Source organism: Flavobacterium sp. XS2P24 (assembly GCF_030010285.1).
Taxonomy (GTDB): Bacteria; Bacteroidota; Bacteroidia; order Flavobacteriales; family Flavobacteriaceae; genus Flavobacterium; species Flavobacterium algoritolerans.
Map to the genome: position 1 here is coordinate 16918 of NZ_JASCRU010000007.1, position 13788 is coordinate 30705.

Here is a 13788-nt window from a genome sequence, read left to right on the forward strand (position 1 = left end):
TGCAAAAGTAGGATTTGGTTTAATACTACAAATCACAAAAAAATGTTAATTAAAACAACCGTGTTTTTATAAAATAAAAGAGGCCACTTTTTCTAAATCACGTCCTATAATAGCCGAGTTTCCATCGATTACAATTGGTCTTTCAATTAGAATTGGATGCGAGATCATAGCTTGAATAATTTGTTCGTCATTCAATTTTTGATCTTTAAAATTTTCTATCCAAATTTTTTCTTTTTGGCGAACTAATTCAATGGGTTTTATGTTTAATTTTTGAATAATAGCTGACAACTCTTCAAATGAAGGTGGGTTTGTCAAATAATTGATGATTTCAAACTCTTTTTTTGAGTTTTCCACAAATGCGAGGCAATTTCTGGATTTTCCACAGCGTGAATTATGGTATATTTGTATCATAGTTAATACTATTGGGTTATTATAAATGGGTATTTCAAGGATAAGTATTGATGTAACAAAAATAGCATTTGCTAAACTAATTAAGTATAAAAATAAAACGAAAATTATATGTTTATAGAACAGGGAATAAAATCAGAGAATCATTTTTGGAAGTATATTTTAGGTTCAATAATAATAATTTGCGCTTCATTTGTGGGTCAGTTGCCACTTTTAATAGGAATATTGTATGAAACAATTTTTAATGGAAAACCTTATCCAACAGATAATGAATCGGTAATGCGTTTTTTTGATTCAAATCTGACTTTGTTTTTAATACTGATTTCGTTCGTTTTTATTATGCTTGGGATTGTGTTGGTAGTTCGTAATTTACACGGACAAACGATGCTTTCTGTAACAACATCAAGAGCTAAAATAGATTGGAAAAGAGTTGGATTTTCTTTTATAGTTTGGTCCGTTTTTACAATTGTATCCACTTTGCTATTCTATTTTTCTAATCCCAACGATTTTGTAATCAATTTTAAACCAGTGCCATTTGCAATTTTAGTCGTAATTGGTGTAGTGCTAATTCCAATTCAAACCAGTTCAGAAGAATATATTTTTAGAGGATACTTAATGCAGGGATTTGCTAATCTTGCCAAGAATAAATGGTTTCCCTTATTGATGACTTCGGTTATCTTTGGAGGAATGCATATTTTTAATCCTGAAGTGGCTAAAATAGGGTATATAGTACTTGTATATTATATAGGAACGGGGCTTTTACTGGGAATTATTACATTGATGGATGAAGGAATGGAGCTGGCTTTAGGATTTCATGCTGCCAATAATTTAGTAGGTGCTTTACTTGTTACTTCTGATTGGTCTGCATTTCAAACCAATTCTATTTTTAAAGATATTTCGGAACCTTCAGCCGGATTAGATGTTATAGTGCCGGTGGTTCTTATTTACCCAATACTTTTATTTATCTTTAGTAAAAAATACAATTGGACCAATTGGAAAGAAAAACTAACTGGAAATATTTAATCATTAAAACTGTTCAATAATTTAAAATAAACCTATCATGATTGATACAATAACATATCATAATGTCCACAATCTCTTTAAGCTAAATGGGTTTCATCTGAATCGAAATGATTTATGCAGAGTAGCGTACAGTTTTATAAAAGAAGGAGACGAATTCGAAAAATCAGTGGGAGATTTTGTACTCGATTGGTTTGATAACAAATCGTATATAGAAATGAATACTTCCGGGACTACTGGAACTCCAAAATTGATTCGTGTCGATAAACAAGCGATGGTCAATTCAGCAATTGCTACGGGTGATTTTTTCGATTTAAAACCTGGAGACAAAGTATTACATTGCTTACCTACTAAATATATTGCAGGAAAAATGATGTTTGTGAGGGGTTTTATTCTGGGTCTTGATGTTGATTTTGTTGCGCCAAGTTCTCATCCTATGTTGCAAAACGATACCAAATATGATTTTGTAGCGATGGTTCCTTTACAAGCTCAAAACTCTTTATCAGAGTTGAAGAATGTAAAAAAGATGATTGTTGGTGGTGCAAAAATGAACAATACTCTTGAAAAAGGACTTTCTAAATTGAAAACAGAAGTGTATGAAACCTACGGTATGACGGAAACCATTACTCATATTGCAGCTAAGAAAATAGGAGAGGAGACTTTTTCAATTTTGCCAAATATTAAAATTAGCCAAGATGATAGAAATTGTCTGGTGATTGATGCTTTAAAAATTTCTAATGAATCTATTGTCACAAATGATTTAGTGGAACTTGTAGGCGAAAATCAATTTCTTTTTTTAGGTCGTATTGATAATGTAATAAACAGCGGTGGAATCAAATTGATTCCTGAAAAAATTGAAGATAAGTTATCCGATAAAATTAACTCAAGATTTTTTGTAACCGGAAAACAAGATGCTGTTTTAGGTGAAAAATTAGTTATTGTTATAGAAGGGGAACAACAAATATTGGACGACAGTATTTTTGATGGTTTGGACAAATATGAAAAACCAAAAGAAGTTTTTTATGTTTCTAAATTTTCTGAAACCGAAAACGGGAAGATAAAACGCAAAGAAATTATAGAAAGTATTTAAATTGTTTTAATAAAAAAGCTTCCGTTAATTTTGGAAGCTTTTTTATTTAATTATTGCTCCATTTTAAAGTAATAATCAGCTGAATTTTTCCCACTTCCGTAGAATAAGAAAAAGATACAAATTCCTAATATCAGTAATGCCAAAAGTAAATTTTGGGAATGCATTTCTCCCATAAAATTTACTACGATAGCACCTATTAATATAGGAAGTTGTGCTATTATTGCCCATCTAGTCAATAAACCAAAAGCAATCATTATGCCGCCAACCATGTGCGCCGGAGCAATATAATGAACGAGAAACATTCCACCGCCAATTCTGTCAATTGGAGATATCAGATCATTTAAATATTGGATATTCGTTATAAAAGAGATTCCTTTCATAAACAAAAATACTCCAAGTGCTATTCGTACCAAATCCACGGTTAAATAAGTGTGCGTATTCGCCCATTTGTTTAAATTTTTGACGCTGTTCATAATACTATAGTTTTAAAAATGTAGTACTAAGTTACTGATTTTTAATTAAATAATTTATAATTGTTAAAGAAAACTAAACTTTGAATGTTTTCTTCCTTCAAAAGAATTGTACGGTAGCTTTGCAAATAAATTACTAATAATGGTGTCTTAATTTATAAGTACAGCGAGAGTAGAGAAGTTAAATTTTAAAAAGGATTGAGTAATTTTTAATAATTTGAAATACTTTCATTTACTTTAGGAATAGGTAATTTATTCGCAAACCAAGGCTATTTTCAGCATGGCCAAGAGCTAAAAATTGAGTAAAATTAAGAGATAAACTGATTTTGTCTTTATTAGAACCAATGTCAAATGATTTTCCAAAATACAGACCTGAACACAATCCAAATTGTTGGTCACTGGCATATTCAGATACAAAACCCAATCCAATTTTACTATCTTCATCAGAAAGAGCATATCCTAAACCGGTTTCGACACCCAAAAAATAATTTGAGTTTAAATTGAACTGAATATTTGGTTTAATACTGAATAAACTAAAATTACTATGTAAAGCTCTTTCTGTCAATGTGCTTTCGGGAGTCAGTATTCGACTGCCTTTTCTAATGAACCTATAATCATAATCAAATCGGATTCCGAGTTCTAATTTTCTAGAAATTATTTTTCCAGCTCTGGCATTTATTCCTAGAGCAAGTCTATGACTTCGATACATTTGTATGTGTACAGGCAGCGATGCGTTGATACCCGTTTCGAGATAAAAAGGTTTTTTATCCTTTGACAAAATAGTATTTTCAGTTTTATTTTGTGCATATGTAAACTGCCCCACTAACAATAAAAGTGTTGTTAGTAAAACAAAAATCTTTTTCATTTCTTTTAATTTTAGATAATTAAATGAATTAGGTTAAGATTTTTTAGGGATTATAACTGCTTTTAGGAACCATTAATATAGTTCCTAAAAGCATTATAAATATACAAAATATAGAGTTAAATTGCTGTAAATGAGTGGTTAAACTTGAATTACTCCTAAGTTAAATTTTTTCTCAATAGGCGAGTGGTTTGCCGCTTCAATACCCATAGAAATCCAGGTTCTGGTGTCTAAAGGATCGATGATTGCATCAGTCCATAATCGTGATGCTGCATAATAAGGCGAAACCTGTTCGTCATATCTAGCTTTGATTTTATCAAACAATTCTTTCTCTTTGGTTTCGTCAACCAGTTCGCCTTTTGCTTTAAGCGAAGAAGCTTCAATTTGTGCCAATACTTTCGCAGCTTGCGTTCCGCCCATAACGGCTAGTTCAGCACTAGGCCAAGCAAAAATTAATCTTGGGTCATACGCTTTTCCACACATGGCATAATTTCCGGCTCCATAGGAATTTCCTACGATAACCGTGAATTTTGGTACAACTGAATTGGATACAGCATTTACCATTTTGGCACCATCTTTAATAATTCCGCCATGTTCAGATTTGGATCCAACCATAAAACCGGTAACATCTTGAACGAATACCAAAGGAATTTTCTTTTGGTTGCAATTAGCGATAAAACGGGTTGCTTTGTCAGCGCTATCAGAGTAAATTACGCCACCAAACTGCATCTCGCCATTTTTAGTTTTCACCACTTTTCGTTGGTTGGCAACAATTCCCACTGCCCAACCGTCAATTCTGGCATAACCGGTAATAATGGTTTGACCGTAACCGTCCTTATAGGCTTCAAACTCGGAATTATCAACCAGACGATTGATGATTTCCATCATGTCGTACTGTTCATTTCGGGCTTTTGGTAAAACACCGTAAATTTCTTTTTCGTCTAATGCTGGTTTTTCTGATTTAATTCGGCTATAGCCAGCTTTGTCAAAATCACCTATTTTGTCAACAATATTTTTTATTTTATCTAATGCGTCTTTATCATCTTTGGCTTTGTAATCTGTAACGCCCGAAATTTCACAATGTGTAGTTGCTCCGCCTAACGTTTCGTTATCGATGCTTTCGCCAATGGCAGCTTTTACTAAATAACTTCCGGCTAAGAAAATACTTCCTGTTTTATCCACAATCATAGCTTCATCGCTCATAATTGGCAAATAAGCACCACCAGCAACACAACTTCCCATTACAGCAGCGATTTGAGTAATTCCCATGCTGCTCATTTGAGCATTATTTCTAAAAATGCGACCAAAATGTTCTTTATCCGGGAAAATCTCATCTTGCAAAGGCAAATAAACGCCTGCGCTATCCACTAAATAGATGATTGGAAGGCGATTTTCCATTGCAATTTCTTGCGCACGCAGATTTTTCTTTGCGGTTATAGGAAACCATGCACCCGCTTTTACAGTCGCATCATTGGCCACAACAATACATTGTTTTCCTCTGATATATCCTATTTTCACAACAACTCCACCAGAGGGACAGCCACCATGTTCTGCATACATTCCTTCACCAACAAACGCCCCAATTTCGATGCATTTTGCTTTTGGATCCAATAAATAATCAATACGCTCGCGTGCTGTCATTTTGCCTTCGCCATGTAGTTTTTGGATGCGTTTTTCACCACCTCCTAATTTGACTACGCTTAATTTTTGTCGCAATGCTGAAAGTAAAAGTTTATTGTGGTCTTCGTTTTTGTTGAAGTTCAAATCCATGATGAAATAGTGTTAAAAAAATTTTGTGCTAAAATACAAAATCCAACTAAATAAATTTTATTATTTTAATTGGATTTTGATGAAAATCGAATATATGTTTACTATTAAAACAAAAAAACAGAAGTTTATCTCTGTTTTTTTATGAATTTAATAAAAAAGTAAGTGTTTATTTTTTTGACTCATTAACTAGTCTTTTCAAAATTGCCCATTGTTTTAATGCATCACGAGCTTCAACAGCTGGATATCCTAACATGGTTTTTCCCGCTGGAATATCTCCTGTAACACCGGAACCTGCACCAACAATGGCACCATCGCCAATAGTGGTGTGGTCTTTTATCGAAGCGCTTCCGCCAATGATTACACCATTTCCTAACGTTACTGATCCAGCTAATCCGCTGTTTCCAGCCATAATACAGAATTTCCCCAATTTACTGTTATGACCTATTTGAACTAAATTATCAATTTTGCAACCATCTCCTAAAACGGTTGAACTGAATTTTCCTCTATCAACACACGAGTTAGCACCAATTTCTACACTGTTACCAATAATAACATTTCCAATTTGTGGAATTTTCACCAAACCTCTTTGTGGATCAGGACGAAAACCAAAACCATCGGCACCAATTGTTGCGTTAGGATGCAAAATACAATCATTCCCAATATGACAGCGTTCTCTAATAACTGTTCCTGACCAAATCACGGTGTTTTTACCTATTGTACATTCGTCAAGTATAGTCACATTTGGATAAATAGTTGCATTGTCTCCAATTATAACTTTAGGTCCTATATAACATCCTGCACCAATTCGGGCACCATTACAAATAGTTGCTGTTGAATCGATTACTGCTGTTGGGTGAATGTCAATTGTAAATATTGGTGTTGGAGGTGCAAAAAGTTCCAATACCTGAGACATTGCTAAATCAGCATTTTTTACTTTTATGAAAGCCCTATCTTCTCCAGGTTCTATAGATATATCTTCGTTGACAACCGCTACACAAGCCTTGGATGCAGACCAAAATTTTTCGTATTTTTTGTTTCCAATAAATGAAATTTCAGATTCATTAGCGGCTTCAAGTTGTTCAGGCGCAGTAATACTTTGAAAAGTATTCCCGATTATTTCTCCTTTTAGAATCTCATTTATTTCTTGAATTGTGTAGGATTTCATTGAAAAACTGGATGTTTTTGAGTTAAATATTTTTCAAATAAAAGAATTTACCCGTAGTTATCCTAATTAATACTCCATTTTAGTTCTACCAATCTTTTTTTGTTTTCCTTCAAATGCATGTAAGGTAATCGGAAGTTTGTGCTTTGTTACGATTGTCTTACCATCAATTTTTCCAGGTAGCCATTTTGGACTTCTTACTAATGTCTTGATCACTGCTAAATCAATTTCTTTGTTCACGCTTTTTATTACTTCAAAATGATTTAAAGTACCATCCAATTCTACTGAAAACCCAATTATAACTTGGCCAAAACTATTATTTGGTTTTTTAAAATCAGAGGCAATGAAGTCATAAAATGCTTTTTCTCCTCCAGGGAATTCTGCTTTTATGTGGTAAGGGTAAAACGCTATCTCTGTTTCGTTTTCATCAAAACATTTTCCATCAACAAATTCCCCATTTTTATAATTCTCAACTCTTTTAATTTTTCCAGACTCGTAATAACGTGTTTGTGGACCCTCTTGTTTTCCTTTTACATAAATCGCTAATGATTCTTTTTTTCCGTTAGGGTACCATCGTTCTGATGTGCCATCAATTTCCCTCTTTTTATAGTTTGAGAAATAGTCCTTAGAATACATACTATCGTTGATGTAAAAAGTAGTTCTGATCGTTCCTTTGCCATTTAGTTCATAAATAGTATAATAAATCGCATTATCTGCAGAAGGTAACTCTTTAAAGTCTTCAGTAAAGTATACTTTTTTCTGAGCATAAAAAATTGTGGAGTATAACAAAACGAATAATACAAGTAATTTTTTCATGGTAACGTGATGATTTTGGAACAAAAGTAACAAAAAAATCCTACAATATAGCTTTAGCTTACTGTAGGATTAAATTTAATAGTAGAATATTTTTACTCTTCTTTTTGTCCCATCATCATGAGATATGCTTTAAGGAATTCGTCAATTTCTCCGTTCATAACGCCATCAACGTTACTGGTTTCATATCCGGTACGAACATCTTTGACTAATTTATAAGGTTGCATCACATAATTTCTGATTTGCGAACCCCATTCTATTTTCATTTTCCCGGCTTCAATATCAGCGCGTTGTGCCTGTTTCTTTTTTAACTCAATTTCGTACAGTTGAGAGCGTAACATTTGCATCGCTCGTTGTCTGTTATCTTGTTGCGAACGTGTTTCAGAACATTGTATCTGAATCCCAGTTGGTTTGTGAAATAATTGTACTTTAGTTTCTACTTTATTTACATTTTGTCCTCCCGCACCACTGGATCGCGAAGTGGTAATTTCAATATCAGCGGGATTAATGTCAATTTCGATACTATCATCTACAAGCGGATACACATAAACGGATGCAAACGAAGTATGGCGCTTGGCATTACTGTCAAACGGTGATATTCGAACTAATCGGTGTACGCCGTTTTCGCCTTTCAAATAGCCAAAGGAATAATCGCCTTCAAATTCGAGTGTTACGGTTTTTATTCCAGCTGCTTCACCTTTCTGGAAATTCAGTTCTTTGATTTTATAGCCGTATTTTTCGCCCCACATCATGTACATGCGCATTAGCATTTCGGCCCAATCACAACTTTCCGTTCCACCAGCACCGGCAGTTATTTGCACAACAGCACTCAATGTATCACCTTCATCCGAAAGCATATTTTTGAATTCGATTGCTTCAATATGAGCTTGAGTGGCGTTGTAATGTTCGTCTAATTCTTCTCCGGTAAGTTCTCCTTCTCTGTAAAAATCATAGGCGAGTTGCAATTCGTCCGTCATTTCGACAGCTTTATTGTAATCTTCAATCCATTTTTTCTTGTTTCTAAGATTTTTTACAATGAGTTCCGCTTCTTTTGCATTGTTCCAAAAGTCGGGAGCAAAAGTTTTCTCTTCTTCATTAGAAATCTCAATTAGCTTGGCATCAACGTCAAAGATACCTCCTCAACGCACCAAGGCGCTCCACAATACCTTTAATTTGTTCGGTAGTTGTCATAAAATTATATTAATTTGATAGGTCTGTTTTCAATATTTACAAAAAATTCCGTTGTGTAATATATTTAGTTTAGTTTTAACTGAACTAGTTTGAATTAACAAACGGTATTATGTAAATTTGTGGCACAAAAATAGAAAAATTTTACGAAGGGACAATTCGAGAATTGCCCGTACTGATAATAAAAAAATATGGAAATAAATTTAATTAGCGATACCATCACAAAGCCTTCTAACGAAATGTTGCAATATATGTTCAAAGCAGTTGTAGGTGATGATGTTTACAAACAAGATCCTACAGTTATTGAATTAGAAGCAAAAGTTGCAGCGATGTTTGGCATGGAGGCAGGACTTTTCTTCCCTTCAGGAACAATGGCTAATCAAACAGCTATAAAATTACACACACAGCCCGGAGAACAATTAATAGCGGATAAATACGCACACGTTTATCATTATGAAGGTGGTGGAGTTTCCTTTAACAGTGGTGTGTCGTGTTGTTTATTAGATGGAAATCGCGGAATGATTACTGCGGAACAAGTTGCTGGAGCAATTAATGACCCTGAATTTTACCACAGTCCGTTAACGAGTTTAGTTTGTGTGGAAAACACTACCAATAAAGGTGGTGGTGCTTGTTATGAACTGGAAGATTTGCAAAGAATAAAACAGGTTTGCGATGTTAATAATTTGAAATTCCACATGGATGGCGCCCGAATTTGGAATGCATTGGTAGCCAAAAAGCAAGATCCAAAAGCATTTGGGAGACTTTTTGATACGATTTCGGTTTGTTTATCCAAAGGATTGGGAGCACCAATTGGTTCTGTTTTGTTGGCTGATAAAGCGACTATTCACAGAGCGTTGCGTGTTCGAAAAATATTTGGTGGCGGAATGCGTCAAGTAGGATATTTGGCAGCAGCCGGAATTTATGCTTTGGATAACAACATAGAACGCCTTGCTGAAGATCATCGTAGAGCTAAAGAAATTGCCGAAGTATTGAAAAAGTTAAGTTGGGTTGCTTCAGTAGAGCCAGTTGAGACTAATATTTTGATTTTTTCATTGGTACCAAATTGTAATGAGAAGAATTTAATTGAAGTTTTAAAACAAAAAAACATTTCAATCAGCTCGATGGGACATGGAAAATTGAGAATTGTAACGCATCTTGATTATAGAGAAGTGATGCATACTTATGTTTTGGAAACACTCCAAAAATTAGTATAATTCTGTTTGGAAAATTTGTTTAAAGTTTAAGGTTTAACGTTTTTATCGCGATGAAAAAACAGTAAGCCTTAAACTTTAAACTTTTTTATTTAAAAAGATTATCCATTCCTGGAATCATTGGCATATCCATTTTTGCAACAGCATCAAGTTCAGCTTCATTTACTTTAGTAGCTTTTTCGATAGCTTTGTTTAGTACCAAAATCATATAATCTTCTAATTGTTCTTTGTCTTCCAGCAAAGAATCGTCAATAGTAATTGATTTAATTGAGCGATTGGCAGTCAGTGTCACTTTCAATAAACCATCGGTACTTTGCTCATCTATCAGGACTGTGTCTAAACGTTTTTTAGTGTCTTCTATCTTTTGTTGGGTTTCTTTAAGTTTGCCCATCATTCCCATTAAATCCATGTTTTAATTTTTTTAAATTAATTGAATCACAAAATTAGTATATTGCATAGTCATATTCAACAAAATATTCATGAAAAATAGACTCATCATAACTTCTCTTTGTGTTATTTTTGTAACTTCATTTACTAATACAAAAGCACAACAAATGTTAAAAAAAAGTCCAATTCCAGTAGCTAAAATAATTCCTAAATCATTAGAAAAACATAATGAGACAAGAATTGATAATTACTTCTGGTTAAATGACAGAGAAAATCCCGAAGTTATTGATTACCTGAATAAGGAAAACAAATATTATGATGCAATGACTGCTCATACTAAAGATTTTCAAAAAGAATTGTTTGAGGAAATGAAAGGAAGAATTAAGGAAGATGATCAGTCAGTTCCTTATTTATATAACGGCTATTACTACATCACCCGTTTTGAAAAAGGGCAGGATTATCCCATTTATTCGAGAAAAAAAGGAAGTCTTTCTGCCAATGAAGAAATTTTATTCAACTGCAATGATTTGGCCAAAGGACATTCGTACTTCCAATTAGGAGGTTTGAGTGTGAGTCCTGACAATAAATTTGCAAGTTTTGGAATAGACATTGTTGGAAGAAGAATTTACACCATACAGATAAAAAATCTTGAAACGGGAGAAATTCTTTCGGATAAAATCGAAAATGCCACAGGGAACTCCGTTTGGGCAAACGATAATAAAACTATTTTTTATACCAGACAGGACAAAGTTACCTTGCGTTCAGATAAAGTTTTCAAACATAAATTAGCCACTGATGCTGCCGATGATGTTTTGGTTTTTAATGAAAAAGACGATACGTTCAACGTCTCGGTAAGTAAAGAAAAATCAAGAAAATACATTGTCATTGGTTCCGGAAGTACATTGACTACTGAATATAGAATACTTAATTCAGATACTCCTGACGGTGAGTTTGTGGTTTTTCAACCAAGAGTTCGTGGTTTAGAATACAGTATTTCTCATTTTGGAGATTCTTTTTACATTCTTACCAATAAAGATAAGGCGACTAATTTCAAGTTGATGAAAACGCCTGAGAACGCTACTGCAAAAGAAAATTGGAAAGATATAATTGCGCATAGAAAAGACGTTTTGCTGGAAGATATTGAGATTTTCAGAAACTATTTGGTTGTTGAAGAACGTTCGAATGGATTGAATCATATCAGGATTATGCCTTGGAGTGGAGCAGGAGAGTATTACTTGCCTTTTGGAAGTGAAACGTACAATGCCTATACAACTACAAATGTTGATTTTGACACGGATATTTTACGTTATAGCTATCAATCATTAGCAACACCATCTTCGGTTATTGATTTTAACATGAAAACTAAAGAGAAAGAAATCAAGAAAGAGCAAGAAGTTATTGGAGGCAAATTTGATAAAAATAATTATATAGAAGAACGCGTTTGGGCTACGGCTACCGATGGTACAAAAGTGCCTATTTCTTTGGTATACCGAAAAGGATTAAAGAAAGACGGTAACAATCCTTTATTGCTTTATGCGTATGGTTCTTATGGAGTTACTATGGATACTTATTTTTCATCGACACGCTTGTCTATTCTGGACAGAGGATTTGTGTTTGCTATAGCACACATTCGCGGTGGTGAAGATTTAGGGAGACAATGGTATGAAGACGGAAAATTATTGAAAAAGAAAAACACATTCACTGATTTTATCGATTGCTCTAAATTTTTAATTCAGGAAAAATATACTTCTCCTAAACATTTGTATGCCGAGGGCGGTTCAGCAGGAGGATTGTTGATGGGAGCAGTAGTAAATATGGCACCTGAATTATACAATGGAGTGATTGCTCAAGTTCCTTTTGTGGATGTAATTACTACGATGCTTGATGATACTATTCCGCTTACAACTGGAGAATATGACGAATGGGGAAATCCAAATGTTAAAAAATATTACGATTATATGTTGTCTTATTCCCCTTATGATAATGTAAAGGCTCAAAAATATCCTAATATGTTTGTTTCTACTGGACTTCATGATTCGCAGGTACAGTATTGGGAACCAGCTAAGTGGGTTGCTAAATTGAGGACAAAAAAAATAAATGACACCGTTTTGTATTTAAATACGAACATGGATGCGGGTCATGGTGGTGCTTCAGGGCGATTTGAAGCTATTAAAGAATTAGCAAAGGAATACAGTTTTTTGTTAGATTTAGAAGAAATTAAAAACTAATTAGATTTTTTTTGTTAAATTTGCAACGTTCGTGGTTAAATTAAAAATTGCCCACGACTAACTATTTTTTTATGAAAAAAGAAATAAACGCTTACAATAATGTCTTAGAATTAATAGGTAATACTCCACTTATTAAGCTAAATAAAGTCACGGAAGAGTTAGAAGGTAATTTCTACGCAAAAGTAGAAGCTTTTAATCCGGGACATTCCTCAAAAGACAGAATAGCATTATATATTATAGAAGAAGCCGAAAGGAAAGGAATTTTATTTCCAGGTGATACAATAATCGAGACTACATCAGGTAACACTGGTTTTAGTTTGGCAATGGTAAGCATCATAAAAGGATATAATTGTATTCTGGCGGTTAGTTCTAAGTCGTCTAAAGATAAAATAGACATGTTACGCAGTTTGGGAGCAAAAGTTTATGTTTGTCCTGCACATGTTTCCGCTGATGATGAACGTTCCTATTATAATGTTGCCAAACGTTTGCATGAAGAAACAAAAGGTTCTGTTTATATCAATCAATATTTTAACCAATTGAATATTGATGCACATTATAAATCTACAGGACCAGAAATTTGGAAACAAACTAACGGTAAAATAACACATCTTATCGCTTGCAGTGGAACTGGAGGAACGATTTCCGGAACTGCAAAATATTTAAAAGAACAAAATCCTACTATTAGAATTCTTGGAGTGGATGCTTTTGGGTCTGTATTGAAAAAATATCATGAAACTAGAGAATTTGATAATGACGAAATTTATCCATATAGAATAGAAGGTTTAGGAAAAAATTTAATTCCATCAGCTACTGATTTTGATCTTATTGATAAGTTCATGAAAGTTACGGATGAAGAAAGTGCCCATTCTGCCAGAGAAATTACTAGAAAAGAAGGTTTATTTGTAGGATATACATCGGGAGCAGTACTGCAAGCCATAAAACAATACGCTGAAGAAGGAGAATTTGATGAAAACAGTAATGTAATTGCTATTTTTCCAGACCACGGTTCGCGTTATATGAGTAAAGTATTTAGTGATGACTGGATGAACGAACAAGGTTTCTTTGACAGCATCAACGAAGAAGAAGCTCAAAAAATTGAATTTATTAAATAGATTTTCTTAGATAGTCAGATAATTAGACTTCTTAGATTTTTAGACATAAAAATTAGTAAAACTCCAG

The 13788-nt window shown here is 33.6% G+C and carries 13 protein-coding genes; 5 read left to right on the forward strand and 8 right to left on the reverse strand.

The annotated features are described in order from the left end of the window. Positions 1-66 precede the first annotated feature (66 nt). Positions 67-411: an arsenate reductase (glutaredoxin) gene (arsC, locus tag QLS31_RS07260; RefSeq protein WP_282712843.1), complete on the reverse strand. Its 345-nt coding sequence runs from the start codon at positions 409-411 to the stop codon at positions 67-69. Positions 412-519: 108 nt separating this feature from the next. Here arsC and QLS31_RS07265 point away from each other — a divergent pair, with 108 nt between their 5' ends. Then, positions 520-1431 carry a CPBP family intramembrane glutamic endopeptidase gene (locus tag QLS31_RS07265; protein ID WP_282743307.1) on the forward strand — a complete coding sequence of 304 codons (912 nt, stop codon included), beginning with the start codon at positions 520-522 and terminating at the stop codon, positions 1429-1431. A gap of 40 nt (positions 1432-1471) precedes the next feature. Next, a complete protein-coding gene (locus QLS31_RS07270; protein WP_282717162.1) occupies positions 1472-2518 on the forward strand; it encodes an AMP-binding protein in 1047 nt (348 codons plus the stop codon). Between the two features lie 50 nt (positions 2519-2568). On the opposite strand, the gene QLS31_RS07275 is transcribed toward QLS31_RS07270, so the two are convergent. From QLS31_RS07275 to prfB, 6 genes are all read right to left on the reverse strand, one after another. After that, positions 2569-2991: a DoxX family protein gene (locus QLS31_RS07275; RefSeq protein WP_099715723.1), complete on the reverse strand. Its 423-nt coding sequence runs from the start codon at positions 2989-2991 to the stop codon at positions 2569-2571. Positions 2992-3220: 229 nt separating this feature from the next. Beyond that, positions 3221-3853 (reverse strand): hypothetical protein, encoded by a 633-nt coding sequence (locus QLS31_RS07280; RefSeq protein WP_282743308.1) that lies wholly within the window; start codon positions 3851-3853, stop codon positions 3221-3223. Positions 3854-3991: 138 nt separating this feature from the next. Beyond that, on the reverse strand, positions 3992-5620 hold the full coding sequence (locus tag QLS31_RS07285) for a carboxyl transferase domain-containing protein (protein ID WP_282712840.1): 1629 nt from the start codon (positions 5618-5620) through the stop codon (positions 3992-3994). A gap of 166 nt (positions 5621-5786) precedes the next feature. Next, positions 5787-6785 (reverse strand): UDP-3-O-(3-hydroxymyristoyl)glucosamine N-acyltransferase, encoded by a 999-nt coding sequence (gene lpxD / locus QLS31_RS07290; protein ID WP_282743309.1) that lies wholly within the window; start codon positions 6783-6785, stop codon positions 5787-5789. 66 nt (positions 6786-6851) lie between these two features. Further along, complete coding sequence (locus QLS31_RS07295; protein WP_282743310.1) at positions 6852-7598, reverse strand: hypothetical protein; 747 nt, start codon at positions 7596-7598, stop codon at positions 6852-6854. A 92-nt stretch (positions 7599-7690) separates the two neighbouring features. Then, positions 7691-8786, reverse strand: a protein-coding gene (gene prfB, locus QLS31_RS07300) for a peptide chain release factor 2 (protein WP_282743311.1) whose coding sequence is annotated in 2 segments (ribosomal slippage) — positions 7691-8722 and positions 8724-8786 — 1095 coding nt in all. Because the reading frame shifts where the segments join, the coding sequence is not laid out codon by codon here. A gap of 188 nt (positions 8787-8974) precedes the next feature. On the opposite strand from prfB, the gene QLS31_RS07305 reads away from it, so the two are divergent. Next, on the forward strand, positions 8975-9997 hold the full coding sequence (locus QLS31_RS07305) for a GntG family PLP-dependent aldolase (RefSeq protein WP_282743312.1): 1023 nt from the start codon (positions 8975-8977) through the stop codon (positions 9995-9997). Between the two features lie 85 nt (positions 9998-10082). Here QLS31_RS07305 and QLS31_RS07310 read toward each other — a convergent pair whose 3' ends face one another. Further along, entirely contained in the window at positions 10083-10403 is a 321-nt protein-coding gene (locus tag QLS31_RS07310) for a YbaB/EbfC family nucleoid-associated protein (protein WP_099715715.1), read from the reverse strand. Between the two features lie 70 nt (positions 10404-10473). Between QLS31_RS07310 and QLS31_RS07315 the strand changes: the two genes are divergently transcribed. Both QLS31_RS07315 and QLS31_RS07320 read left to right on the forward strand, forming a co-directional pair. After that, positions 10474-12609, forward strand: coding sequence for a S9 family peptidase (locus QLS31_RS07315; RefSeq protein WP_282743313.1), 2136 nt, complete (start codon positions 10474-10476; stop codon positions 12607-12609). Between the two features lie 71 nt (positions 12610-12680). Further along, positions 12681-13721 (forward strand): cysteine synthase family protein, encoded by a 1041-nt coding sequence (locus QLS31_RS07320; RefSeq protein ID WP_282743314.1) that lies wholly within the window; start codon positions 12681-12683, stop codon positions 13719-13721. Positions 13722-13788 lie beyond the last annotated feature (67 nt).